Source organism: Luteimonas sp. TWI596, from assembly GCF_039674105.1.
Lineage (GTDB): Bacteria > Pseudomonadota > Gammaproteobacteria > Xanthomonadales > Xanthomonadaceae > Luteimonas.
Genome location: NZ_JBDJMU010000002.1, coordinates 25160 through 49586, shown reverse-complemented (window position 1 = coordinate 49586; position 24427 = coordinate 25160). Strand labels below are relative to the sequence as shown.

Sequence of the window (24427 nt, the reverse complement as noted above, 5' to 3'; positions counted from 1 at the left end):
CATCTGGGCGAGTGCGCACCGGAGCGGTGCCGGCCTACGGTATCAGCGCCGTGCGGACTGCCGCCGCCGCATGACACGGGCACCTGGCCCGGCGCGCGCCTCCCGCTCCCAATCGACCGGGCGCGGTGCGCAATCCGAAGCACTGGCCGCCGTGCTGGCGGCCGTACCGTTCGCCTGCGCCGCCTTCGACCGGCGCAGCGGCGCGCTGGTGGCCGCCAATCCGCGCTTCTCGGCCGACCTGGGCGCGCTGCCCGGCCACGGCCAGCGCGATGCGCTGCTCGCCAGCCTGTATGGCGACCTGACCGGCGAGGCGCGCGGCGAGGAAGTACGCGCGCCGCACAGCGGCCGCTGGTATGCGCTGCACTGGCGCGATCTCGACTGCGGCGACCAGGCACTGTCGTTATTGACTGCCGTCGACATCAGCGAACGCATCGAAACGCTGGATTCGCACAAGTCGCAGCAGGAAAAGCTGCTCTTCACCTCCAGGATGATGTCGGTCGGCGAGATGGCCGCCACGCTCGCACACGAACTCAACCAGCCGCTGGCGGCGATCGTGAACTACCTCAACGGCAGCCTGCGGCTGGTCGGCCAGGCCGGCGGCCCGGTCCAGGTCGAGCGCGCATTGCAGGCCGCGCGGACCCAGGCCGAGCATGCGAGCGCGGTGATCGCACGTGTGCGTGAGTTCGTCCGCGCTCGCGAGCCGCGCCGCGACGCCCAGGAGCTGCCGCTGATCGTCGATACCGTGCTCGAGCTGCTGCGGCTGGAGGCCGAGCGCCAGCAGTTGCGCGTGGAACTGGCGCTGCCGGCCTCGCTGCCGCCGGTCTACGCCGACCGGGTGATGATCGAGCAGGTGCTGCTGAACCTGGTCAAGAACGCGATCGAGGCCATGCGCGAGGTGCCCGCCGCGCAGCGCGGCCTGCGGATCGAGGCCCGGGTCAATCTGGACGACGAGATCGAGGTCCGGGTCTGCGACCGCGGTCCGGGCCTGAGCCCGGCACAGAGCGAGCAACTGTTCTCGCCGTTCTACACCACCAAGTCCGATGGCCTGGGCATTGGCCTGGCGATCTGCCGGTCGATCATCGAATACCACGAAGGGCGGCTATTCTTCGAGGCCAGGGATGGCGGCGGCAGCGTGTTCGGTTTCACGCTGCCCACGCCCGACAGGAGGATCTAGCGATGCCCGGCACGCCTTGCGTCTATCTGGTCGACGACAACGATGGCTTCCGCGACTCCACGGCCTGGCTGCTGGAGACGGCGAACTTCGAGGTGCGGGCATTCGCGTCCGCCGCCGCCTTTCTGACTGTGTTCGACAGCACCCGCCACGGCGACGACGAGTGCCTGGTGTCGGACATCCGCATGCCCGAGATGAGCGGCCTGCAGTTGCAGGACGAACTGCTGCGGCGCGGCTCCTCGCTGCCGCTGATCTTCGTGACCGCGCACGGCGACGTGCCGCTGGCGGTCGAGGCGATGCGCAAGGGCGCATCGAACTTCCTCGAAAAGCCCTTCAGCGACGAGGCGCTGGTCGAGGCGATCGGTCATGCGCTGCGCCGCGAACGCCGCCAGGCGGGGGCACCCCAGGGCGAGGCCCTGGCGAAACTGAGCCCGCGCGAGCGCCAGGTGCTCGACCTGGTGGTGGCCAGCAAGCCGAACAAGATCATCGCCGACATCCTGGGCATCAGCATCAAGACCGTGGAACTGCATCGCGCGAACATGATGAGCAAACTGGGCGTACGCTCGTTGCCCGAACTGATGAAGGTGGCGCTTGGACATGGCTGACTCGGGCGCATCGGCGCGCTCCCGCAACGCGACCTCGCTGCGCGAGCGCATTCCCCAGCTGACCACGGCCCAGGCGCAGGCACTGCGCGCGCTGCACCGCCGGCGCCGGCAGTGGCCGTCGACCGCCGGCACGCTGGTCCTGCGCGAAGGCCGCCCGGGCGATCCGGCGAGCGTGTTCGAGCTCGATGCCGACGGCAGCCGGGTGGGCCTGCGCCTGAGCGCAATGCCTGCGGCCGACGACGACGATGCGCTGCGCTGGCAGGACCACCAGGGGCGCGCACGCGTGCTCGCCTGGAGCCTGGCGCACGAAACCGCGCTGGTGCGTCTGAGCGAGGCGCTGGGCACCTCATTGCTGCCGCTGCCCGACCCGCCGCCGGCACCGGCCGTCGATGTGGTCTGGGTCGACTTCGAACTGCGCGCCGACGATGGCGCGTTGCTGACCGGGAGCCTGCGCGCGAGCGTCGACTGGCTCACGGCCGCGCTCGGCCGCGACGCGGCGATCGATACCGCAGCCGCCGATACCGGCCACTGGCGCCAGCTGCCGGCCGTCGTGTCGCTGGCGCTGGCTGGCCCGCCACTGACCGCCGCCGATCTGCGCAACCTGCGTCCTGGCGACGTGGTGATCGTCGGGTCGACCCGCCAGCCGACGCTGCATGCCGATGCCGTCGGCATGCGCTGGCCGATCCGGCCCGGCGCCGAAGGCTGGCGGATCGATGGCCCCCCGAGCCCCCAACCCCGATTCCAGGAGAGTGCCCCGATGAGTGACACCGACGCCCCCGACGCCCCCGACACGCCCGCCGCCGAGGCGCCCGCGCCCGTCGAGGACCCGGCCAGCCGCCTGCCGGTGGAGGTGGCGTTCGAACTGGGCAAGGTCGAGCTGCGGCTGGGGGACGTCGCCGGCCTGCAGCCGGGCTACGTGTTCGCCCTGCCCGCGCACCTGGAAGGCGCGAACGTGACGATCCGCGCCAACGGCCGTATCGCCGGCCAAGGGGAACTGGTCGCGGTCGGCGACACGCTCGGCGTGCGCCTGCTGTCCTGGAGCTGAGGCATGGACTTCAGCACGTTCTCGCCCGCCCTCGTCCTGGTGACGGTGGTCAGCTTGGCGCTGGCGCCGTTCGTGGCGGTGATGGTGACCTCCTTCACCAAGATCGTGGTGGTGCTGAGCCTGCTGCGCAACGCGCTCGGGCTGCAGCAGGTGCCGCCGAACGTGGTCATCAACGGCCTGGCGATCGTGCTGTCGATCTATGTGATGTACCCGGTGATCCTCGACGTCAACGCCGCCGTCGAGGCGCGGCTCGAAGGCCGTCCGCCGCCGGTCTCGGTGCAGCGCCAGATCGAGGCGCGCGCCCAGCAGCAGGCCATACGCGAGGGTCGCGCGATCGAGGTCCGGCCCGCGGCGACGACCGCCCCGCCGCAGGCTGAGGCAACGGCGACCAGCCCGGCCGCGGCCGACGGCCTGGCCGCCGAAGCCCAGGCCCGCGGCGAGACCGGCCCGGCGCCCGATCCGATGTTCAGCGCGGTGCGTGGCGGCTCGAGCAACGACCCGCCCGAAGCGCGCGAGCCGGCATTGCCGGCATTGGCCGAAGAGATCACCCAGCCGGCCACGCCGAGCGCGGCACCGGCGGCGAGCGGTGCGTTCGACACCAACCGGCTGCTGACGATGATCGACGCCGGCAAGGAGCCGCTGCGCACGTTCCTGATCCAGCATTCGAGCGATGCCGAGCGCGCGTTCTTCCTGCGCAGCGTGCAGCGCATGCTGCCGGCCGAGCGCCGCGGCGACCTGACCCCGGACGACTTCATCGTCGTCGTGCCGGCCTTCACCGTCAGCGAACTCACCGCCGCGTTCCAGATCGGCTTCCTGATCTTCCTGCCGTTTTTGATCATCGACCTGGTGGTGGCCAACATCCTGCTCGCGCTGGGCATGATGATGCTCTCGCCCACGACCGTGTCGCTGCCGTTCAAGCTGCTGCTGTTCGTGCTGATCGACGGCTGGGCCAAGCTCGTGCACGGCCTCGTGCTCACTTACGGAACGACCTGATGGGCGACGTCCTGGAGTTCACCAAGGAAGCGCTGTGGCTGGTGCTGCTGCTGTCGGGACCGCCGGTCGCGGCCGCGGCGCTGATCGGCCTGGTGGTCGCGTTCCTGCAGGCGGCCACGCAGCTGCAGGAGCAGACGTTCCCCTACGCGCTGAAATTTCTGACCGTGGTCATCATGCTGTTCGTGACCGGATCGCTGATCGGCGGCACGCTGTACGTGTTCGCCGACCGCATTTTCCTCGACTTCCCCGGCCTCGTCCGGCGCTGATGTTCGACTTTGCGCAGAACCCGCTGCTGGCGCTCGCGCTGACGCTGCCGCGCGTGGCCGGGGCGTTTTTGATGCTGCCGCTGCTGACCACCGAAACGGTGCCGGCGATGGTGCGCAACAGCTTCATGGTCAGCCTGGCGATCGTGGCGATCCCGATCGCGCTGGCCGGTGCGCCGCCGATCGAGGCCGCGGGCACCGCGCACTGGTCGGCGATCGTGCTCAAGGAAACCTTCATCGGCATCTCGATCGGCTTCTGCTACGGCATCGTGTTCTGGGCGATCAGTTCGGCCGGCACGATCATCGACACCCAGGTGGGCATGTCGATGGCGCAGATCTTCGATCCGATCCAGGGCCACCAGACCTCGCTGCACGGCGAGTTCCTGTCGCAGCTCTCGTCGTGGCTGTTCATGGCCAGCGGCGCATTCCTGGTGTTCCTCGACCTGCTGATGACCAGCTACACCGTGTGGCCGGTCATGAGTTTCTTTCCCGACATCCGGCTCAGCGGCATGGCCTTGTTCGTCGGGCAGTTCAGTTACCTGATGACGGCGATGCTGCTGCTCGCCGCCCCGGCGATGGTGATCCTGCTGGTCATCGACCTGTCGTTCGGCCTGGTCAACCGCTATGCGCCGCAGCTCAACGTGTTCGCGCTGACGATGCCGATCAAGGCCTGGCTGGCGACGGCGATCATCCTGCTGATGCTCGGCGTGTTCGTCGAGATCGTGATGCGCCGACTGGTCGACAACAGCGGCCTGGTGAACGCCTTGAAGAGCGCGTTCGGGGGATAGACGGGGCGAACCGGCGACGGATGCCCACTAGCGCATCGGATCGCGCGGATCCTCGAATCGCTCGGCGACCGAGGGATCGTCGGCCAGCGGCGGCGCCGGTGCGGATGCGTCGACAAGGCCGATCTCCTCGCGCATGTCCTCGGGCGGCACGAACTCCGGCGGCTCGGGGCGCGACTCGCCCGAGCGCATGCCCTCGGCCCAGTACAGCACCTGGGCGACCGCCTCGAAGAACTCGTTGCCGATGTAGTCGTCAATCTCCACGCGCGCATTGAGGCCGCGTGCCAGCGGCACGTTCTGCAGGATCGGCACCCCCGACTCCTCGGCCACCCGCCGGATCTCCTCGGCCATGTGGCCCTCGCCCTTGGCCACGACCAGCGGCAGGTCGTCGGTGCCCTGCTCGTATTGCAGGGCGACGGCGATATGGGTGGGATTGGTCACGACGACGCTCGATCCGCGGACGGCATTGAGCATGTTCTGCTGCGACCACTCCTGGTGCAACTGCTTGCGCCGCTGTTTGACGTAGGGGTCGCCTTCGTTCTCCTTGACCTCCTGCTTGATGTCGCGCCGGCTCATGCGCAGCTTCTTGATGTAGGAGTACTTCTGGTACGAGGCATCGAGCGCGGAGACGAAGAAGAACACGAAGATCGTCCAGATGCCGATCCACTTGAGCGCGTGCCAGATCGCGCTGCCGATCGCGGCCGGCTGCGCGAACGGCAGGTGCAGCAGGTTGGGGATCATGCCCCACAGCACGAAGCCGCCGATGGCGATCAGCGCCGCGCTCTTGAACAGCGACTTGACCAGCTCGACGAGATTGTCCATCGAGAACATCTTCTTGATGCCGCTGACCGGGTTCATCTTGGCCAGGTCCGGCGTGACCTTCTTCATCGAGGCCACCGGCCCGACCTGCAGGAACTCCACCAGCAGGCCCAGCAGCACCGCCATCAGCAGCAGCGGCAGGGTCATCGACACGAAGGCCTGCGCGGCCAGCGGCACGACGGTGCGCAGCGCGATGTCGAACGGCTGGTTCATGACCTCCAGCGCCTGCTCGAACAGGCCGCGCACGCGCCGGAACATGAAGCCCATCAACAGCCAACCGCCGACCAGCCAGCCCATCACCAGCACGGTGCTGGTCAGTTCCCGGCTCTTGCTGACATTGCCTTCCTTGCGGGCGTCCTTGAGCTTCTTGCTGGTCGGTTTTTCGGTTTTGTCGGCGCCTTCGTTCTGCTCTGCCATGCGGGCCTGCACCGGCGCATCACGGGGGTCTGAGGCTAGCATGCAGCGCGCAGTGCGCGGGCCAGGCGCAAACGGGGCGCCGGCCATCGTGCATTCATGTTGAAGCCGCCGGCCGTCGGCCATCGGGCACCCCCCTAGGGCCAGCCCGAGATAGCCCGCATGTGGCACCGGCGTTACAGTCGCGCCATCGTCGCCATGAGCGGCCTCCACGGACCCGAGCGGACACGGTATGAGCGGTATCTCCTCCAACACCGGCTTCACCGCCGCCAGCCTCGAACGGCTGGGCAGCCAGGTCGCGTTCGACGACCTGCGCCAGCCCGATGGCAGCGGCCTGGTCGGTCTGGTCGAGGCTGACAGCGCGCTCGCAGCCCGCGGTCCGCAGGCCGATCCGGGCGAGGACATGCTCAATGCCGTCGCCTGGAACGACGTCCCGGCCGGATCGCGGCTGTTCGCCGGCGATCGCGCGCTCGAAGGCCGTCTTGCCGGCATGGACCTGGCCGCCGCCGCCGACCACGGGACCGACGCGATCCTCGACGCGCTCGGCTAGGGCGGCGCGCGCACGACGCGCTAGAGTGCCGTCGTCCTTGCTGGCTGCAACCCGATGAACGCCGTGCCCTCCGCGCAATCCCTGCGTACTGCCGCCGACCGCCTGGTCTCGGCGCTCGCCACGCATCCCGATCCCGAGTACCGGCTGACCGTGCTCAAGCGCCTGGCACGGCGCCTGGGCGAGGACCGCTATCCGCTGTTCCTGCGCCTGCTGGAGGTGGTCGCCGAAAGCGACGACAGCCACGCGCAGCGCCTGGTTGCCGACACTTTCGGAACGGCTCTGCGCCGCATGGACCTGCCGGGCGGCGCGCTGAGTTCGTGGGGCGCGACCCGCCTGCCCGATGCCAGCGGCCCGGTCGCGGCCAGCGCGTTCTCCGGCCAGTTCTTCGGCGGCACCCCGCGCCGCCTGCTCGGGCCGGTGGAGTACCTGACAGTCTGGCACCTGCAGCGGACCCAACGCACCGCGCTGTCGGCGCAGACTTTCCGCAAGAGCCTGGCCGGGATGATCGCGCTGCTCAACCGCAGCGAGGATGCGCGCACGCTGTATCCGCAGAAGCTCGCCGCCGATGCCCAGAACGAACTGGAAGGCGCCTACACCCGCGCCACGCGCGAGCGGCTGGCCGCGATCGCCGCGGCCTGGCGCGCCGGACGCACGCCCGACGAGATCGCCCAGGCCGCGCTCGATGCCGCGGCGGCCGACACCCCACGCGGCTGGGTCACGCACGATCTGTGAGCGCGGTCAGGACGTCTGACTTGTCGTGAGCGACCCGGCCATTGCAGGATGGCCGGCCTGACGGGGCCGAGGAGAATCGCCGGATGCATGCGCACGCGCCGACCCGCCGCCGGCCCCGCCGGCGCCCGCATCGTGGGTGCACGGCCCTGTTGCCGCTGCTGCTGTGGCTGGGCGGCTGCGACCGGCCCGCGCCCGACACCGCACCAGCGCCGACCGGCGGCGCGACACCGGTCGAGGCGGTCACGCGCCTGACCGGACACCTGCGCGACGGGGATCTGGCCGCGTTCGCCCGCGATGCGCTGCCGGCCGATCTGGCGCCGGCGCTCGAGCAGGCCTGGCGCGAGGACCGCACCCGGTGGCCGCTGTCGGAGTTGCCGCTGTCGGGCCAGATTCCCGCAGCGCTGGCCGCGCTGCACGCGCCGGACGCCGAGCGTGCGCTGCTGGCGACCTTCGATCGGCAGTTCGCCGGCGCCGAAGGCGAACTGCGCTCGACGGCACGGGCTTTGGCTGTGTTCGCGACCCAGTACCTGACCCAGTCGCCGGGATTCAGCGACGACGAACGTCGGCATTACACGCAACTGGTCGCAGCCACCGGTGAGTGGGCGGCCCAGGCGCCGCTGGCCGACCGCGCCCTCGCCCAGCTGACCGTCGAAGCGCTCGCCACTGCGGTCCGGCGCACTGCGCTCGACAGCGACGCCGCGCTCGGCCGGGCCGGCATGGCGGCCGGGCTGCGCCGCCTGTCGCCGGTGTTCGAGGCCGGCAAGCAGCAATTGCGCGCCTACGGCCTGGATCTGGATGCGAGCTTCGACAGCGTCGAGCCGACGCTGGCCTCGCAGACCGGCGACCAGGCGCGGGTGCGGCTGCGCTACCTGCTCCAGGGCCGTTCGATCGATGCCGAGATCGGCGTCGAGCGTGTGGACGGACGCTGGTACGTGGCCGACTTCCTGCGCCACGCCCGCGCCGCGGCCGCCCCCCCGCCGGCCCCCTGACGTCCGCCGCACGGGGCCGCTTGGGCATAATGCCGCCGATGCCCGACCAACCGACCTTCCCCTTTCCCGACGACCCGCGCCCCCGGCGCGACGGCGACGACACCGACCGGACGCCTGCGGCCCAGCCGCCGGATGCCGCCCCTGCGCCGGCCGACGCACACGCGCGCGCCGCGCACGCGGCCGCCCAGGCGACCGCTGCGGACCCGGCGCAGGCTGCCGATGCGACCCCGGCCACGGACGCGCGCACACCCCTCGTGGCGCGCCATCCGGCCGCGCCGCGCCGGACCGCGCGCCGGCCGTGGTGGGCCGGCCTGCTCGACCGGCTCCTGCGCCCCTGGATCGGGCTGAAGGTCGAACCGCAGGCCCCCGAGACGCTGGTCGACCATCGTCCGGTCTGCTACGTGCTCGAGGACTACGGCCTGTCGAACGCGTTGATCCTCGAACGCGCCTGCCGCGACGCCGGCCTGCCGTCGCCGCTGCAGCCGCTGCCCGGCGACCCGCTGGGGCGCAAGCGCGCCTATGTCGCGCTGTCGCGGCGCAACGCCGGCAGTGCGCTGGCGCTGGCGGCCGGCAAGCCGCCGTCCAAGTCGACACATTCCGAATCGCTGTCGCGCCTGCTCGAGGCGCACCGACTCGATCCCACCCTCGATGTGCAGGTGGTGCCCGTCTCGATTTTCGTCGGTCGCTCGCCCGACAAGGCCAACGGCTGGTTCTCGGTGCTGTTCTCGGAGAACTGGACGATCGTCGGCCGCTTCCGGCGCCTGCTGTCGATCCTGCTCAATGGCCGCGACACGCTGGTGCGCTTCGCCGAGCCGGTCGCGGTGCGGCCGCTGCTCGACGAGGACCTGGGCGCCGAACGTACGGTGCGCAAGCTCTCGCGCGTGCTGCGCACGCATTTCAACCGCATGCGCGAGGCCATCATCGGCCCCGACCTGTCGACTCGTCGGCTGCTGGTCGACAAGGTCCTGGCGTCGCCGTCGGTCAAGGACGCGATCGCCGACCAGGCGCGGCGCGACAACAGCCGGCCGGAGGACGCGTGGAAGAAAGCCCACGCCTACGCCTACGAAATCGCTGCCGACTACTCGCATCCGCTGGTGCGCTCGGCCAGCTTCCTGCTGACCACGGTGTGGAACCGGATCTTCCGCGGCGTGCTGGTCCACCACCTGGACCGCTTCAAGGAGGCCGCGCCCGGGCACGAGATCGTCTACGTGCCCAGCCACCGCAGCCACATGGACTACCTGCTGCTGTCGTACCTGCTCTACGGCCGCGGCATCGTGCCGCCGCACATCTTCGCCGGCGTCAATCTCAACCTGCCGGTGATCGGCACACTGCTGCGCAAGGGCGGCGCGTTCTTCGCCCGGCGCAGCTTCCGCGGCAATGCGCTGTATTCGGCGGTGTTCTCCGAGTACATGGCGCAGTTGGTCGGCGGCGGCTACTCGATCGAGTATTTCATCGAGGGCGGCCGCTCGCGGACCGGCCGGCTGCTGCCGCCCAAGGGCGGCGCGCTGGCGATGACCCTGCGCGCCTACCTGCGCGAGCCGCGCAAGCCGGTGCTGTTCCAGCCGGTGTACATCGGCTACGAAAAGCTGATGGAGGGCAGCAGCTATCTCGACGAGCTGTCGGGCAAGGCCAAGAAGAAGGAATCGATCTGGCGGCTGCTGTGGGGCATCCCGCAGGTGCTGCGCAGCAACTACGGCCAAGTGGTGGTGAACTTCGGCGAGCCGATCCACCTCAACGCGGTGCTGGCCGAACTGGCACCCGACTGGGACGGCCGCGCCGTGCCCGAGGACGCCAAGCCGACGTGGCTGGCCAACACCATCGACGTGCTGGCCCAGCGCATCCACGTCAACATCAACCGCGCAGCCGACGTCAATCCGATCAACCTGCTCTCGCTCGCGCTGCTGTCCACGCCCAAGCACGCGATGGGCGAGGCCGACCTGCTGGCGCAGATCGCGTTGTCCAAGCAGTTGCTCGCCGACGTGCCGTACTCCGACCGCGTCACGCTGACCCCGCACACGCCGGCGGAGATCGTCGCCCACGGCGAAGAGATCGGCGTGCTCGAACGCGTCGCCCACCCGCTGGGCGATGTCCTGCGGGTCGGCGACGACGAGCAGGCGGTGCTGCTGACCTACTTCCGCAACAACGTGCTGCATCTGTACACCGCCTCAGCGTGGATCGCCTGCTGCTTCCTGCACAACCGCCGCATGAGCCGGCACACGCTGCTGCGGCTGGGCCGCACGATGTATCCGTTCCTGCAGGCCGAACTGTTCCTGCCCTGGACCGAGGACGCCTTCGCCGACCGCATCGCGCGCACGCTGGCCACCTTCGTGCGCGAGGGGCTGCTCGAACCGCTCGCCGACGACCATGACGGTGATCCGGTCTACGGCCGCAATGCCGGACAGAGCGACGAGGTCTTCCGGCTGCGTGCGCTCAGCCACCCGCTGCAGCAGGCCTTCGAGCGCTACTACATCGCGATCTCGGTACTGGCCAAGAACGGCCCGGGCACGCTGGGCGCCGGCGAACTCGAGGGCCTGTGCCAGTTGGCCGCGCAGCGCCTGTCGCTGCTGTATGCGCCGGCTGCGCCGGAGTTCTTCGACAAGTCGCTGTTCCGCGGCTTCATCCAGAAGCTGCGCGAACTGGGTCTGGTCCGGCTCGACGGCAACAGCAAGCTGGTGTTCGACGAGCGGCTGACCGCCCTGGCCAAGGATGCGAAGGTGATCCTGGGCCGCGAGCTGCGGCATTCGATCGAGAAGGTCAGTCCGGAAGCAGTGCGCGCCGAGCCGGCATCGACCGAGGCGGCCAACACGGCCGATTAACGCACCTGCGCCGATGCCCGGTCGACGGGCGCGGCGTCGCTGCCGATGGCGGCACGCAGGGCGTCGATCTTGGCATCGGCGTCGGCAATCAATGCCGGCTTGTCCAGCTTGACCGCGATCGCGCGGGTGCGCTGCGCGGCGTCCAGCGCCTCGGTGTGGCGCTGCCGCTCCGTCAGCCAGCGCGTCTGCATCAACAGTGCACTGTGCGCGACGCCATCGGCGAACATCGTCCCGGTCTGGGCCGCATCGCGTTCCAGCACGGTCAACGCGTCGAAGGTTTCAGCGTCGTTCTCGCCATAACGGACGAGAAATCCGCACTCGGCCAACCGGACCATCATCGCGTCCTGGCTGTCGGTCCCGAACTGACGTGCGGCGTCGCGCTTGCCCAGCGCCAGTTGCTGCGCCGCCTCGTCCTTGCGACCGGTGGTCGCGAGCAGCATCGCGTAGCCCCCCCGATGATGCGCCGAGACTTCGCCGTGCGCCGCGACACTGCTCGCGATCGCCGCCCCGAGCGTGTCGCGCGCACGGATCAGGTCCGGATCATCGGCAGCGTTTCCGGCCCGTGCCCACAGATTGCTCGCCCTCAGAAAACGCGCCTCGAGCGTGAACTCCTGATCCGGGCCGTAGTGCCGCTCGTAAATGCGCAGTGCCCGTCCGGTCCGTTCGAACGCTCGGTCCATGTCGCGCGCGTAGGCAGCCAGATGCGCCTGGGCCATGTAGGCGCGCGCGACCGCCGGATGCTCGGCGCCGAGCGCTTCGGACAGAATGCGCTCGGCGAGAGCCGCGGTCTCGCCCGCGCCGGCCAGATCGGCGTTGAGGATCTGGATGAAGGCCAGCTCGGCCAGGGCCATTCCGGTCTGCGGATGCCGCTCGCCCAGGCTCGCGCGACGCCGCGCGATCAACTGGTTCGCCAGTGCGAGCGCGCGTTGCTCGCGCCCGGGCTTGCGCGACGCCCGCACGGTACGGATCAACGATTCGCGGGCATCGTCGGCCAGGATCGGCGCCGCGTCGTCGGTCAAGGCGATCGCGCGCAGCAGATCGGCCTCCGACTCCTCCATGCGCATGCGCCAGCGCAGCCAGATCCCGCGCTGGGTCAGCAGTTGCGCGGTGATGTTGTCGGCGACCGCCGCGGGCAGCGAACGCGCCTCGGCGATCGCCGTGTCCAGCGTTGCAAAGGCGTCCTGCGAACGGCCTTGTCCCGATTCGGCCACCGCGCGCTGCGCGAGGAGCCGCAAGTGGGCGAGCCGGTGCTGCTCGGTCAGCCGGACGGGCAACCGCGCCAGGCCTGCGGCGACCGTCGCCTCGGCATCGGCATGTCGGGCCTGCAGACTCTGGAGTTGCGCCAACGTGGCCAGGTTGAAAGCCGCGGCCAGGGGATCGCGCGGATCGATCACCTCTCCGGCCTCGCGCGCCAGCGCCTCGGCCCGCGCATAGTCGCCGGCGACGGCCCAACTGCGCGCGAGCACCGACAGGCCCCTGGCTCGCATGCCGTCCGCATCGGAGCCGACGGCCTGCCGGCGGAGGCCCTGCTCGAGCGAAACCAGCAGCGCCGACCGGGTCGGCGGCAGGTCGCCCAACTCCGAGATCGCGGCCATGCCCAGCATGGATTCGAAGAAACGGTCGGCCTGACTGGCGATCACCGCCTCCCGGCTGCCCTGCCACACATGCCCACCAAGCAGACCGAGAAGCGCGACCGCCGTCGCCGCGCCTGCGAGCACCAGCGCCCTGCGCGCGCGGGACCTCGGTGCCGGCCGGCCGCGCCGCGACCAGGCCGTGAGCGCGTCGGTCAAGGCCTCGACACTCGCAAAGCGGCGCTCGGGATCGACGGCGACGGCCTGCAATACGATCGCGTCCAGCGGGCCGCGCAACTGTCGCGCCAGCGCGGATGCCGACCCGGCGCCACGCACGCGGACAGCAGAGGTATCGAGTGCAGCCACCAGCGAAGACGGCGCACGCGGCTGCGCCGACGCCAGAGGCGCAGCGCAGGGGCCGTCGCCGCACAGCAGCCGGCACAGCAGCACGCCCAGCGCGTAGACGTCCACGCGCATGTCCCGCGCCCCGCTCGCCAGCGCCTCGGGGGCGGTGTAACCGCTCGTCATCGCCAGCCGCTGCGCCGGCGCGAGCGCGTCGGAGGACATCAGCATCGAGAGGCCGAAATCCAGCAGCCGCGGGCGGCCCTGGGGGGTCACGAGCAGGTTGGACGGCTTGATGTCCTGATGCACGACGCCGCGCGCGTGGGCGTAGGCGACCTGGCCGCAGGCCTCGACGAACAACGCGACGCGATCGCGGATCGACAGCGCCCGCGCGTCGCACCACTGGTCGATTGCGACGCCGTCGATCAGTTGCATGGCGTACCAGGGTCGTCCGGCATCGTCGACGCCGCCGTCGAGCAACGGCACGATATCGGGATGCGTGAGCTCGGCGAGGACATTGCGTTCGGCGAGGAAGGCCTCGACCAGGCGCGGAGAAACGAGGTCGTCGCGGATGCATTTGAGCGCGGCGACCTGCCGCAGCTGTGCGTCCCAGCGGCGGGCCCGGTAGACCGTGCCCATGCCGCCGCGTCCCAGAACGCCGGTGATCTCCCAGGCGCCGATCCGGGTCCCCAGATGCGGATCGGTGTCGGGATGTGCCGCCTGCGTCTCCAGCAGTCCCGAAATCGCCGGGAACGGGGCGCGTGCGATCGAGCGCCCCCGATGATCGGCCGCGAGCAGTGCCGACAGCGCCGCGTGCAACGCAGGATCGGACTGGGCCAGACGGGCCAGCTTCCGCGCTCGCCACCAGCCCGGCAGGCGCACGTAGGCATCGAACAGCTCCAGCGCCCGTCGCTGGACCGCAGGCTCGGAAGACAACGGCGTGTCGATGGCAACTCTCCTGCGTGCGCACCGGATCGGTGGGGATGCACTAGCATGCATCGACCGCGATCGGCAGTCAGGACTGGATACCAACCGGGCCCATGAACGCGACAGTACATCCCGCCCCGGCGCGGTCGGATTCGACCGCGCTGCGCGATGGCGATGCGCTCGATCCGGCCATCGCCCGCCTGCTTGCCGAGGCCGGCGATGGGGATGCCGCTGCCTGGGACACCATCTACCGTCTGCTCTACGACGATCTGCATCGGATCGCCAAGTCGGAAATCCGCCGGCTGGCGATCGCCAGCCACTCGCCGACCTCGCTGATCAGCGAGACCTGGATCAAGCTCGCACGCGCGCATGTCCCGGCCGACTCGCGCGCGCACCTCGTCGCACTGCTCGCGCGCGCGATGCGGTTCGTGCTGGTCGACCAGGCGCGTCGGGCGACTGCCAGCAAGCGGGGGCGGGACATCCTGGTCGTCGCCAGCGCCGAAGCACGCGCTGTGCCTGGCGACGCGCTCGAACTCGATCAACTGCTGAGCATCCACAGCGCCCTGCAGGCGCTCGAGACCCTAGACCCGCGCCTGGCGCAGGTCGTCGAGCTGCGCTACTTCGCCGGACTGGACGAAGCCGAGATCGCGTCGCTGCTCGACGTTGCGGTGCGCACCGTCCGACGCGACTGGCGCAAGGCGCGCGCGTTCCTGCAGGCGCAACTGGACCGTCCTGTCGGCACGCGTCCCGGGCCATCGCAGCCGACGGGCGATCGCGCCTAACGGCTGAACGCAGCGTTCGTCGACCGGGTTGTCCTGTTCCGGCGGCTTTTCGCGAATCAACTGGACAGAGGCTGCGCGCGCGCGGCCCGCACCGCCGCGCATCGATGGCCGAGCCCCCGCTCGACCGTCCACCGCCCGCGCACGCCCCGCAACCGATGTCCGATTTTCCGAGCAGCCAGGCATGCCTACTCCCCCCTTACAGCAGGTCCCGCCCCCCATCGCCCCGGCCGTGCATGGCGACGACGCGTCCCAGTGGCGCGTGGTCGCCTCCCGGATCGGTCCCGACGCGGCCGGGCGCTTCGAGCGCGTCGGCGACGGTCTGCGCCTGCATTTCGACGACGGCGCCATCCTGACGATCCGCCACCTTTTTCCCGCAGGCGAAGCCGTGGTCGAGACCCCGGCGCAGCGCGACGCGCCCGATCAGGACACGCCGCCTCGAACGCCGGCCGACGCCGACACCAGTCCCGCGCATCCAGCATCGTCCACGCCACCGGACGCCGGCCGCGACACCGGCACCTGGCGGCTCGACGGGCACGGCTGGCACCTCGTGTCGCCCAACGGCCACAGCATCGACCTCACGCTCGCCGAACAGCGCCTGCTGGCGCGCCTGGCCGTATGCCCCGGACACCCGGTGGCGCGCGCCACGTTGATCCACTGCCTGGCCGATGACATCGACACCTTCGACCCGCACCGCCTGGAAGTGCTGGTCCATCGACTGCGGCGCAAGTGCAGTCGACGCGCCGGGACCGACCTGCCGCTGCGCACGGTGCACGGACTGGGCTACATGCTGATCTGGTAAGTCGCCCGGCCCGACGGGCGCCTGCGGCCGGCACGGGCGAGTCAGGCTGGTTCGTCGGGGATCAGCGACGATTCGAGCTGCGCGATCGCATCGCGCAGCGCCAGCTTGCGCTTCTTCAGGCGCTTGAGCATGACCTCGTCGTGCAGCGGATCGTGCTGCAAACGGTCGATCAGTGCATCGAGCTCGCGGTGCTCGCCGCGCAACGCGACAAGACGCTGGGCAGGGGAGTCGTCGGCACGCTCGAAGGCCATGGTCGTGAGCTTACCCGAGCGATCGCGGCCCCGCTTGGCGCCTGCGCCCGGCCCTGCAAGAATGCGATCGCGCCAGTCGGGGGATGGCGCGTCGTCCATCGTCGATCCGCGGCGCCTCCGGCCGCGTCCGCTTTCGGAAAGACACGATGCGAATCCAAGCAAGCTCTCTGTCGATCGCCTGCGCCGCGCTGCTCGCCGCCTGCGCCACCTCCGCCAGCGCCCAGTCCAAGTACGACGGCTACCTGTGCTGCAACCTGCGCAGCGACGGCAGTTGGATCAGCGACAGCAACTATGCCGAAAACGGCAAGCGCGTGATCCCGGCCGGCACCCCGGCCAGCGTCACCGGCCACGGCCGCTACCGCGTCAACGTCCGGATCGACGGCCAACGCCAGTCGATCGGCAACGACTACAGCCGCGACCTCGATCTGGACACCTTCGCACGCCGCTACGTCGTGACCGAAGACCCGGCGGCGAAGATCGCGAGCTGGCCGGCCAAGGTGCAGGAGGCGGTGCGCCGCGCCAAGATCACCCCGGGCATGACCCGCGAGCAGGTCATCACCTCGCTCGGCTATCCGATCAGCAGCGAGAACCCCGACCTCGAGGCGCCGCTGTGGCGCTACTGGCTCAGCAGCTTCGCCGAGTTCCAGGTGCTGTTCGACGGGTCCGGTCGCGTGCGCGACATCAGCACCGACGCCAACACCCGCAACCTGGTCTGGGTGCCCTGACGCTGCGGCCGGCGCCCGTCGCACACGGGCGCCGGCCTCACAGCGGATGCAGGCGCAGCCCTTCCGCGTCCAGCCGCAGCCCGATGTCGAGCCCGATCGCCTCGAGCAGGTCGGCATCGTGGGAGACGACGAGCAGCGCACCGGGCCAGGCACGCAGCAGCGCGACCAGCGCATCGACGCTGGCCGGAACGAGGTGACTGGCCGGCTCGTCGAGCAGCAACAACGGCGCGGCCGGTGTGACCCACGCCGCCGCGGCGATCGCCACACGCATCCGCTCGCCGCCCGAGAGCGTGCGCATCGGTCGCTCTACGTGGTCGCGGCCCAGCCCCAGCAATGCGAGCCGGGTCGCGATCGTCGCACTTGTCTCGTCGGGCATCGCCGCCTGCAGCCAATCCAGTGCCCCGGTCTCGCCCGGCAGGCCGTCGAGGTGCTGGTCGAGCGTCTGCGCCGGCACCAGTGCCCGGGCAGACCCGCTGGCGAGCCTGGCCTGGCCGAGCAGCGCACGCAGCAGGGTGCTCTTGCCGCTGCCGTTGCGGCCGGTCAGCCCGATCCGCACCGGCCCGCTCGCCTGCCAGTCGAGTGCGGCGACCGGATGGGCGCAGGTCGGATGCGCCTGCGCGAAGGCCAGCACCTGCCGGCCCGGCGGCAAGGCCACTGCCGCCTTCACGAACTGCGGCGCGGCGGGGGCATCGAGCGCGTCGAAGGCCGCGCGTACCGCCTGCTCCCCGGCGTCGAGCCGCTGGGTGAGCGCCACCCGCCGACGGCCCTGGCCGCGCTCGGCGTTGTCGGCGAGGCGATCGAGCAGCAACGGCGACTGATTGGCGTCGCGATCGGCGCGGCGGCCGCGGGCCTGTCGTTGTTCCAGACGTTGGCGCTCGCGCGCGACCGCCTGCTGGGTCCGCGTGCGCGCGACCCGGGCCTGCTGCAACGCCGCCTCACCCTGGCGCAGGCGGTCTGCGCGCACGGCGCGCCAAGTGGCAAGACCGCCGTCGACACGATGCAGCGCGCCGGCACGCAGTTCGAACAACCGCGGCATCGCGTGCAACCACGCCGCATCGTGGCTCGCCACGAGCACCGCGCCGCTGCGACGCGCGAACACGTCCTGCCAATGCATCGAGGCCTCGGCGTCGAGGAAGGTGCTCGGCTCGTCCAGCAACAGGATCGGCGCGGGAGAATGCGCGATCGCCAGCAGGCGCAGTTGCTGGCGCTCGCCGCCCGACAGCCGCGCCGGATCCGCGTCCAGGCCGACGCCCTCCAGTCCCAGGGCATCCAGGCGCTCGCGCCAGGTCGTCTCCAGCGTCCAGTCTTCGCCGACGCGCACCACATCCTCGGCGCAGCCGTCACCGGCCAGCAGCCGGCGCAGCGCATCCAGGCGCGGACCGTCGCCGAGCAGGTCGATCACCCGCGCCGGCAATGTCGCCGGTACCTGCGGCAGCCAGGCCAGGTCCGCGGTGCGGTGCACCCGGCCGCCCTCGGGGGATCGGTCGCCGGCGAGCTGGCGCAGCAGGGTCGACTTGCCGCTGCCGTTGTCGCCGACCAGCGCACTCGGCCCGGCGGGCAGGCGCAGGTCGAGACCGGCGTAGAGCACCCGCCCATCGGCGAGCGTCGCCGTCAGGTTGCGGGCATGCAGCGGATCGGAAGGTGCGGCGTCCGACGGGACGACGCCGGCCGGGGCGAAGCCCGGGAACGGAACAGAGGACATGACGTGACCTGTGCGCAGACTCGAATGGCGTCCTCGAGCGGAGGACGGCGGCTCGGATGTCGGCTCAGTGCTTCACGTCTGCGGGTCTCCCAAGGGCGGCGCGACGGGCGCCGGCGGTCGGCCGCAGTATAAGGCGCGCCTGCCCGCAGCACGCGGCACGCGCGCTGAACGCAGGTCGCAGCCGCGCAGGCCGGCGCCGTTAGACTATGGGCGATGAGCACCGTCCTGCCCCTGCCAGACCCCCTGCCCCGCACGCTCGACCCGCGCCGCGCGGCGCACGAGACCCAGAAACTGGGCAAGCGCCTGCGCCACCAGGTGGGACGCGCGATTGCCGACTTCGGGATGATCGAGGACGGCGACAAGGTGATGGTCTGCCTGTCGGGCGGCAAGGACAGCTACACACTGCTCGACATCCTGCTGCAGTTGCAGGCCAAGGCGCCGGTGTCGTTTTCGATCACCGCGGTCAACCTGGACCAGAAGCAGCCCGGTTTTCCCGAGCACATCCTGCCCGAGTACCTGCGCACGCTCGGCGTGGATTTCCACATCATCGAGCAGGACACCTATTCGGTCGTCTCGCGCGTCGTGCCCGAAGGCAAGACGATGTGCTCGCTGTGTTCGCGGCTGCGCCGCGGCGCGCTGTACACCTACGCCGAGGCCAACGGCTTCACCAAGATCGCGCTGGGCCACCACCGCGACGACCTGGTGGCCACGTTCTTTCTCAACCTGTTCTTCCACGCCAAGCTCAGCGGCATGCCGCCCAAGCTGCGCAGCGACGACGGCAAGCATGTGGTGATCCGCCCGCTGGCCTATGTCGCCGAGGCCGACATCGTCGCCTACGCCGACGCCAAGGCCTTCCCGATCATCCCGTGCAATCTGTGCGGCTCGCAGGAGAACCTGCAGCGCAAGCAGGTCGGGCTGATGATGGCGCAGTGGGAGAAGACGCACCCCGGGCGCATCGAAACCATCGCGCGCGCGCTCGGCGATATCCGCCCTTCGCAGCTCAGCGATCCGAAGCTGTTCGACTTCCTGTCGCTGGGCAGCCGCAGCGCGGCCTTGCCCGACGCGCACGACTGGCTGGCCGGCGCGCCGCACGACGTTCGCGACTGAGCCGCGACGCCGCCGCGTCCGGTGACGTGGCAGCAGGCCGCGCACGCGATGGCGGCGCCACGGCTTGTTCCTTTTTCAATCCCCCATCCCAATCACGGCCTTTCGATGTTCTTCAAGAATCTGACCCTGTTCCGCTTCCCCACCTCCGTCGATGTCTCCGAACTGGAGACCCAGGTCGGCGAGTTCCGCCTGCGCGACGTCGGCCCGCTGGAGATGTCCACCCACGGCTTCGTGCCGGCGCTGGGCCGCGAGGCCGATGCACTGACCCACCGCATGGAAGACGGGATCTGGCTGGCCGTCGGCGGCCAGGAGAAGATCCTGCCCGGCGCGGTGGTCAACGAATTCCTGGCCGTGCGCATCGAGGAGTACGAGGAAAAGAACGCGCGCAAGCCCGGCGGCAAGATGCGCAAGCAGATGAAGGACGACATCCTGCAGGAGCTGCTGCCGCGTGCATTCGTGCGCCCGGTGCGCTCGGATGCGTTGATCGACCTGGAACTGGGCGTGATCGCGGTCAACACCTCCAGCCGCAAGAGCGCCGAGAACGTGGTCAGCCAGGTGCGCACCGCGATGGGCAGCTTCCCGGCGCTGCCGCTCAACGCCGAGACCTCGCCGCGCGCGGTGATGACTGGCTGGATCGCCGGCGAGCCGTTGCCCGATGGCCTGGCGCTGGGCGAAGAGTGCGAGCTGAAGGATCCGTCCGATCAGGGCGCGATCGTCAAGTGCCAGCGGCAGGACCTGCAGTGCGAGGAGATCACCCGCCATCTCGACGCCGGCAAGCAGGTGACCAAGCTGGCGCTCACGCTCGACGACCAGATCGAGTTCGTGCTCGGCGAGGACCTGATCGTGCGCAAGTTCAAGCTGCTCGACGGCGCGCTCGACACGCTCGAGCACACCGACGCCGACGACCGCCAGGCCGAACTCGATGCGCGGTTTGCGTTGATGCGCGGCGAGTTCAAGCGGCTGTTCAAGGTGCTCGAAGGCGCGTTCAAGCTCTCGAAGGTCGAATGAGCGCAGGCGCGCCCTGCGCGCGCCTTACACTCCGCCCATGCCGCCGTCCTCGCGCCTGACCTCGTCGTCCCCGGCTGCCACGCCGGTGCGTCGCGACACGCTCGAGGTCCGGCTCGACGACGGCCGCCGGATCCAGGTGCTGCGCGTGCGCGATCCGCGTGCGCGCCGCATTCGCCTGAGCGTCAGCGAGCGTGGCGCGCGGTTGACGCTGCCGCTGCGCGCCAATCTCGCGGCCGGCGAGGCCTTCGTGTACCAGCACCGCGCGTGGCTCGCCGAGCAGTTGGCCGAACACGGCGAGACCTCGCCGCTGCACCGCGACCTGACCACGCACTTGCCGCTGCGCGGCGCGCTGCACGCGGTGGATTGGCAATCCGGTCGCTTCGCCCACGTCCGAGCGGACGGCGAGCATCTGGTGTTCGCCGCGCCCGCACAGGCCGGTCCGGCGGCGCTGCAGCGCGCGCTGCGCGAGTTCTACGAAGCCCAGGCGCGCGCCGACGTCGCCCGCTGGCTGCCCGGCTACCTGCCCGGCCTGCCGCGTACGCCGTCGCGGATCCGGATCCGGCCGATGTCCTCGCAGTGGGGCTCGCTGGCGCCCGACGGCACGCTCGCGCTCGACCTGGCCCTGGTGCTCGGCACGCCGTCGGCGTTCGAGTACGTGCTGGTGCACGAGCTCTGCCACCTGGTGCATGCCGACCACTCGCGCGCGTTCTGGCGCGAGGTCGAGGCGCGCTGCCCCGACTGGCGGCGGGCACGCGATTACTTCCGCAGCGAAGGGCGACGGCTCAAGGGCACGCTGCACACGCTGCTGACAGGGTGAGCGCCGAGCGACGCGCGCGCCGCAGGGGACTCAATGCTGGAGGAAATCCCCGATCGCCGCGGCGACCGCGTCGGGCTGCTCCATGTGCAGATGGTGCCCGCCTGCGATCACGACCAGGTCGCCATCGGGCAGCAGGCGCGCGCGGCGGCTGCGGTCGGGCTCGGGCAGATAGTCCTGCGGTGGGTCGGCATAGATCACCCGGGTCGGGCAGTCGATGCCGGCCACGAGCGCATCGACCTGGCCGGGCGTCATGCGCACCGCGGTCGGCACGGTCAGCCGCGGATCGCTGCACCACACGTGGCCGCCGTCGACGGCCTGCACGCCGCGCTCGACCAACCGGCGCGCCGATCCTTCCGACAGCGCATTGACCCGCATGCGCGCACGCACCGGGGCATCGAGATCGGGAAACACGCGCAGGGGCCGTTCGCCCAGTCCACGCGCGGACGTCACCGCTTCGCGCAGCCGCACGACAGTGTTGTCCTCGGTCTCGGGCAACGCACCGAGCGCCTCGATCGCGACCAGCCGCTCGACCCGCTCCGGACACGCGGCGGCGACCAGGCTGGCGATGCCCGCGCCCATCGAGTGTCCGAGCAGCGCGAAGCGGTCCCACTGCAGCGCATCGGCGATATCGAGCACCTGGTGCACCGCGCCGACGAAGGTGTAGTCGGTCCCCTTGGGCATGTGCACGCTGCGGCCGTGTCCGGGCAGGTCGGGCGCGACCAGATCGAGCCCGTCCAGATGCGCGGCCAGCGGCCCGAAGCTCGCGGCGTTGTCGAGCCAGCCGTGCAGCGCCAGCACCCGGCGCGCGCCCAGGGTTCCGAAGCGCAGGCCGCGGACGGTACCGATACCGATCTCCAGCGCGAAGTCCGCGCCGGTCATGCCCATGTGTCCAGTTCGCGGCGCAGCAGCGTCGCCATCGCGTCGGCATGCGCGGGCGCGTCGTTGAGGCAGGGGATGTAGCGCAGCCGCGTGCCGCCGTTGGCGACGAACAACTCGGCGTTCTGCATCGCGATTTCCTCGAGCGTCTCCAGGCAGTCGGCCGGAAAGCCCGGGCACAGCACATCGACCTCGCGCACGCCCGCCTTGGCCATCGCGACCAGGGTGGCATCGGTCGCCGGCTGCAGCCACTTGCCGGCGCCGAAACGGGACTGGTAGGCCATGCGGCAGTCGCCGGCTTCGCTGCCCAGGGCGTCCACCAGCCCGCGGAACGTCGCCTCGCAGCGCTCGGCGTAGGGATCGCCCTGGTCGACGATGCGCTGGGGAATGCCGTGGAACGAGCACAACAACACCTCGCCCCGGCCATGCGCCTGGCGATGCGCCTGCACCGAAGCGGCCAGCGCCTGCAGCCAGCCCGGGTCGCGTGCGTAGTCCCCGATCATGCGGACCTCGACGCCGTCGATCGGGGTTTCGGCGATGCGGTCGGCGACCGAGGCGGTGGTCGTCGTCGAATACTGTGGATACAGCGGCAGCACCAGGATCCGGCCGATGCCCTCGGCGGCCAGCGCGCGCATCGTCGGCGCCAGCGCCGGGCGGCCGTAGCGCATCGCGTGGACCACACGCAGCTCGGGCATCCGCGCATCGACCGCCTCGGCCAGCCGACGCGTGTACACCGCCAGCGGCGAGCCGCCATCGAGCCAGATCTCGGCGTACTTGTGCGCGACCTTGGGCGAGCGTCGCGGCAGGATCACCCGGCGCAACAACGGCAGCCACAACCAGCGCGGCAGGCGCACCACGCGCGGATCGGACAGAAATTCGTCCAGGTACGCCCGCACCGCGTCGGCGGTGGGCGCATCGGGCGTACCGAGGTTGACGATCAGCACGGCGGTGGCGACCGGCGCGGCGCCTGGCGGAAGCGGATGAGCGGACATCCGCATAGGATGGCAGGCTGGCCGCCGCAATGCAGCCGACACGATCGCCGCGCCGCAGCCGGCCGAACTCATGCACGATTCATGGCCTCGTCACTAGCCTGAATCGGCCGCTCCGCGCCGCGTTGCGCCCTCGCCCCTTCTCATTTTCCGGAGCCTTCCATGCGCCTGTCCCCGCGTCGTTCCCTGTTGATCGCCGGTCTCGCCGTCGCGCTCGTCGCAGGCCCTGCTCTCGCAGGTCCACGGGAGGACGCGCGGGCCCAGAATGCGGTGCGCGTGCTCAACGAGATCCAGGCGATCCCCGAGTCCGGCATCCCGGACAAACTGCTCGACGAGGCCCGCGCGATCATCGTGATTCCCGACACCGTGAAGGCCGGCCTGGTCATCGGCGGTCGTCGTGGTCATGGCCTGCTGTCGGTGCGGACCGCCGACGGCACCTGGTCCAACCCCGCCTTCGTCAAGCTCACCGGCGGCAGCATCGGCCTGCAGGCGGGCGTGCAGTCTTCGGATGTGGTGCTGGTGTTCCGCAACGAACGCAGTCTCGAATCGATCGTCAACGGCAAGTTCACCCTGGGCGCCGATGCCGGCGTCGCCGCCGGTCCGGTGGGCCGCAATGCGGCAGCGCTGACCGATGGCCAGCTCAAGGCCGAGATCTGGTCGTGGTCGCGTGCACGCGGCCTGTTTGCCGGCGTCGCGCTCGACGGCGCGGTGCTGTCGATCGACGACGAGGCCAATGTCGCGGTCTATGGCAACACCACCACGCCGCGCGCGATTCTCGAGAACCGGCCCGGTCAGGCGCCGTCGCGCGCGATCGTCGATTTCCGCGATCGCCTGGAAGAGGCCAGCGCCACCGCGCGCGTGGCCCGTGGCGGCGCCGCCGTGGCCTCGGGTGCCGCGCAGCCGGCGCCGCGGATTCAGGGCGTCCCCGAGGCGACCACGCTGCCGGCGCAGTCCTACGACCCGACGCCGCAGCCCTTCGAGACCGTCAACGACCAGCCCGCGCAGGTCGAACCGCTGCCGTAAGCACCGCCGGGCTTGCGCTCCATCGGCGCGTGAGGCCGGCGGGCGTGGTCGGTGCGCTATCCTAGCCGTCCACTCGAATCAGACTGGTCCCGCCATGGGCAGTTTCAGCATCTGGCATTGGCTCATCGTCCTGCTCGTCGTGCTGCTGGTGTTCGGCACCAAGCGGCTGCGCGGTGCCGGGCGCGACCTCGGCGAGGCGGTCAAGGGCTTCAAGAAGGGCATGCACGACGACGATGTGCCGCCCGAGCGTCTCGACGACCGTTCGCGGGAGTCGGAGTCGACCGCCGACCGCGCGCGACGCGAAGACCACACCCCGCGCTGATCGC

At 70.6% G+C, this 24427-nt stretch carries 24 protein-coding genes; 18 read left to right on the top strand and 6 right to left on the bottom strand.

Annotated elements, in window-relative coordinates:
* The first annotated feature begins 70 nt into the window (after positions 1 to 70).
* From ABE487_RS01545 to sctT, 6 genes are read left to right on the top strand one after another with little or no spacing between them, the layout of a single operon-like run.
* On the top strand, positions 71 to 1174 hold the full coding sequence (locus tag ABE487_RS01545; protein WP_346450665.1) for an ATP-binding protein: 1104 nt from the start codon (positions 71 to 73) through the stop codon (positions 1172 to 1174).
* 2 nt (positions 1175 to 1176) lie between these two features.
* Complete coding sequence (locus tag ABE487_RS01540; RefSeq protein ID WP_183425283.1) at positions 1177 to 1776, top strand: response regulator; 600 nt, start codon at positions 1177 to 1179, stop codon at positions 1774 to 1776.
* Positions 1769 to 2821: a type III secretion system cytoplasmic ring protein SctQ gene (sctQ, locus tag ABE487_RS01535; protein WP_346448587.1), complete on the top strand. Its 1053-nt coding sequence runs from the start codon at positions 1769 to 1771 to the stop codon at positions 2819 to 2821. The genes ABE487_RS01540 and sctQ overlap by 8 nt, the downstream gene beginning before the upstream one ends.
* 3 nt (positions 2822 to 2824) lie before the next feature.
* Positions 2825 to 3814, top strand: a complete 990-nt coding sequence (locus tag ABE487_RS01530; RefSeq protein ID WP_346441836.1) for an EscR/YscR/HrcR family type III secretion system export apparatus protein — start codon at positions 2825 to 2827, stop codon at positions 3812 to 3814.
* Positions 3814 to 4080 (top strand): type III secretion system export apparatus subunit SctS, encoded by a 267-nt coding sequence (gene sctS / locus ABE487_RS01525; RefSeq protein ID WP_047136761.1) that lies wholly within the window; start codon positions 3814 to 3816, stop codon positions 4078 to 4080. The genes ABE487_RS01530 and sctS overlap by 1 nt, the downstream gene beginning before the upstream one ends.
* On the top strand, positions 4080 to 4865 hold the full coding sequence (gene sctT, locus ABE487_RS01520; protein WP_346441837.1) for a type III secretion system export apparatus subunit SctT: 786 nt from the start codon (positions 4080 to 4082) through the stop codon (positions 4863 to 4865). Before sctS ends, sctT begins: the two co-directional genes overlap by 1 nt.
* Positions 4866 to 4892: 27 nt before the next feature.
* Here sctT and sctU read toward each other — a convergent pair whose 3' ends face one another.
* Complete coding sequence (sctU, locus tag ABE487_RS01515; protein WP_346441838.1) at positions 4893 to 6098, bottom strand: type III secretion system export apparatus subunit SctU; 1206 nt, start codon at positions 6096 to 6098, stop codon at positions 4893 to 4895.
* Between the two features lie 229 nt (positions 6099 to 6327).
* On the opposite strand from sctU, the gene ABE487_RS01510 reads away from it, so the two are divergent.
* From ABE487_RS01510 to plsB, 4 genes are all read left to right on the top strand, one after another.
* Positions 6328 to 6645: a hypothetical protein gene (locus ABE487_RS01510; RefSeq protein ID WP_346441839.1), complete on the top strand. Its 318-nt coding sequence runs from the start codon at positions 6328 to 6330 to the stop codon at positions 6643 to 6645.
* A 54-nt stretch (positions 6646 to 6699) separates the two neighbouring features.
* Positions 6700 to 7377, top strand: a complete 678-nt coding sequence (locus ABE487_RS01505; RefSeq protein WP_346441840.1) for a hypothetical protein — start codon at positions 6700 to 6702, stop codon at positions 7375 to 7377.
* A gap of 83 nt (positions 7378 to 7460) precedes the next feature.
* A complete protein-coding gene (locus ABE487_RS01500) occupies positions 7461 to 8366 on the top strand; it encodes a hypothetical protein (RefSeq protein WP_346450663.1) in 906 nt (301 codons plus the stop codon).
* Positions 8367 to 8395: 29 nt separating this feature from the next.
* Positions 8396 to 11182, top strand: coding sequence for a glycerol-3-phosphate 1-O-acyltransferase PlsB (gene plsB / locus ABE487_RS01495; protein WP_346450662.1), 2787 nt, complete (start codon positions 8396 to 8398; stop codon positions 11180 to 11182).
* Here the strand turns inward: plsB and ABE487_RS01490 are convergent.
* Complete coding sequence (locus tag ABE487_RS01490) at positions 11179 to 14031, bottom strand: protein kinase (protein ID WP_346450661.1); 2853 nt, start codon at positions 14029 to 14031, stop codon at positions 11179 to 11181. The two genes, plsB and ABE487_RS01490, sit on opposite strands and share 4 nt — an antisense overlap.
* A 104-nt stretch (positions 14032 to 14135) precedes the next feature.
* Between ABE487_RS01490 and ABE487_RS01485 the strand changes: the two genes are divergently transcribed.
* Positions 14136 to 14804, top strand: coding sequence for an ECF-type sigma factor (locus ABE487_RS01485; RefSeq protein ID WP_346450659.1), 669 nt, complete (start codon positions 14136 to 14138; stop codon positions 14802 to 14804).
* 181 nt (positions 14805 to 14985) lie between these two features.
* The gene (locus ABE487_RS01480) at positions 14986 to 15603 is read left to right on the top strand and encodes a helix-turn-helix domain-containing protein (RefSeq protein WP_346441845.1); all 618 of its coding nucleotides are present in this window, start codon (positions 14986 to 14988) and stop codon (positions 15601 to 15603) included.
* Positions 15604 to 15644: 41 nt separating this feature from the next.
* Here the strand turns inward: ABE487_RS01480 and ABE487_RS01475 are convergent, their stop codons facing one another.
* Positions 15645 to 15854: a YdcH family protein gene (locus ABE487_RS01475; protein ID WP_241944581.1), complete on the bottom strand. Its 210-nt coding sequence runs from the start codon at positions 15852 to 15854 to the stop codon at positions 15645 to 15647.
* 146 nt (positions 15855 to 16000) lie between these two features.
* On the opposite strand from ABE487_RS01475, the gene ABE487_RS01470 reads away from it, so the two are divergent.
* Positions 16001 to 16579 carry a hypothetical protein gene (locus ABE487_RS01470; RefSeq protein ID WP_346441847.1) on the top strand — a complete coding sequence of 193 codons (579 nt, stop codon included), beginning with the start codon at positions 16001 to 16003 and terminating at the stop codon, positions 16577 to 16579.
* A gap of 37 nt (positions 16580 to 16616) precedes the next feature.
* Here the strand turns inward: ABE487_RS01470 and ABE487_RS01465 are convergent, their stop codons facing one another.
* Positions 16617 to 18281: an ATP-binding cassette domain-containing protein gene (locus ABE487_RS01465; RefSeq protein ID WP_346450657.1), complete on the bottom strand. Its 1665-nt coding sequence runs from the start codon at positions 18279 to 18281 to the stop codon at positions 16617 to 16619.
* A 213-nt stretch (positions 18282 to 18494) separates the two neighbouring features.
* On the opposite strand from ABE487_RS01465, the gene ttcA reads away from it, so the two are divergent.
* The 3 genes from ttcA (at position 18495) to ABE487_RS01450 (ending at position 21213) form a co-directional block, all read left to right on the top strand.
* Entirely contained in the window at positions 18495 to 19388 is an 894-nt protein-coding gene (gene ttcA, locus ABE487_RS01460) for a tRNA 2-thiocytidine(32) synthetase TtcA (RefSeq protein ID WP_346441849.1), read from the top strand.
* Between the two features lie 105 nt (positions 19389 to 19493).
* On the top strand, positions 19494 to 20396 hold the full coding sequence (locus tag ABE487_RS01455) for a recombination-associated protein RdgC (protein WP_183425268.1): 903 nt from the start codon (positions 19494 to 19496) through the stop codon (positions 20394 to 20396).
* Between the two features lie 37 nt (positions 20397 to 20433).
* Positions 20434 to 21213 (top strand): SprT family zinc-dependent metalloprotease, encoded by a 780-nt coding sequence (locus ABE487_RS01450; RefSeq protein WP_346450655.1) that lies wholly within the window; start codon positions 20434 to 20436, stop codon positions 21211 to 21213.
* 30 nt (positions 21214 to 21243) lie between these two features.
* Here ABE487_RS01450 and ABE487_RS01445 read toward each other — a convergent pair whose 3' ends face one another.
* Complete coding sequence (locus ABE487_RS01445; RefSeq protein ID WP_346441853.1) at positions 21244 to 22092, bottom strand: alpha/beta hydrolase; 849 nt, start codon at positions 22090 to 22092, stop codon at positions 21244 to 21246.
* The gene (gene hemH / locus ABE487_RS01440) at positions 22089 to 23081 is read right to left on the bottom strand and encodes a ferrochelatase (protein ID WP_346450654.1); all 993 of its coding nucleotides are present in this window, start codon (positions 23079 to 23081) and stop codon (positions 22089 to 22091) included. The genes ABE487_RS01445 and hemH overlap by 4 nt, the downstream gene beginning before the upstream one ends.
* A gap of 159 nt (positions 23082 to 23240) precedes the next feature.
* Here hemH and ABE487_RS01435 point away from each other — a divergent pair, with 159 nt between their 5' ends.
* Both ABE487_RS01435 and tatA read left to right on the top strand, forming a co-directional pair.
* Positions 23241 to 24101 carry a lipid-binding SYLF domain-containing protein gene (locus tag ABE487_RS01435; protein WP_346450652.1) on the top strand — a complete coding sequence of 287 codons (861 nt, stop codon included), beginning with the start codon at positions 23241 to 23243 and terminating at the stop codon, positions 24099 to 24101.
* A gap of 94 nt (positions 24102 to 24195) precedes the next feature.
* On the top strand, positions 24196 to 24423 hold the full coding sequence (tatA, locus tag ABE487_RS01430) for a Sec-independent protein translocase subunit TatA (RefSeq protein WP_346441856.1): 228 nt from the start codon (positions 24196 to 24198) through the stop codon (positions 24421 to 24423).
* Positions 24424 to 24427: the final 4 nt, after the last annotated feature.